This window comes from Clostridium sartagoforme AAU1 (genome assembly GCF_000401215.1).
Taxonomy (GTDB): domain Bacteria; phylum Bacillota; class Clostridia; order Clostridiales; family Clostridiaceae; genus Clostridium; species Clostridium sartagoforme.
Genome location: NZ_ASRV01000289.1, coordinates 1 through 467, shown reverse-complemented (window position 1 = coordinate 467; position 467 = coordinate 1). Strand labels below are relative to the sequence as shown.

General features: G+C 23.8%; 1 protein-coding gene. It reads left to right on the top strand.

Features of this window, described 5'->3' with window-relative positions; genetic code table 11:
• The first annotated feature begins 110 nt into the window (after positions 1 to 110).
• Positions 111 to 467, top strand: a complete 357-nt coding sequence (locus A500_RS19170) for a tetratricopeptide repeat protein (protein ID WP_016209222.1) — start codon at positions 111 to 113, stop codon at positions 465 to 467.

The following is a 467-nucleotide window of genomic DNA, read 5'->3' as shown; positions in this document are numbered from 1 at the left end:
CATTTTTTTAATTTTTGTACATTATTAAGTTAGTTTTCATATATTGAATATTAACTTATACATCTGTCAATAATTTAGACACATATTACTTGTAATCCTTGGAGGTAAAAATGAATTACTTTAATGAAGGCAATAAATACTACAACCTTAAAGATTTTAAGAAAGCAATAGATTTTTATAATATGTCAATTGAAAATAATGAAAATACAACATGTTCCTACTATAATGCTGGTGTTTGTTATATAAAACTTAAAAATTTTGACTCTGCTATAAAAATGATAAAAAGAGCACTTGCTATGCAACAAGAAAGTAAGTACTTTTTTAACCTAGCTTATTGTTATGCAATGAAAGAAGAAATAAAAAAAGCCTTGATTTATTTCAATCTGGCTTGGTCTTTAGATAATTCTGATGATGATTGCGAAAAAGCTATTAATTTAATAATATCTAAAAATAAAAAAGCTCAATAG

Coding starts and splice junctions, on each gene's coding strand:
- A500_RS19170 (WP_016209222.1), top strand. CDS start 111: ATGAATTACTTTAATGAAGGCAATAAATACTACAACCTTAAAGATTTT.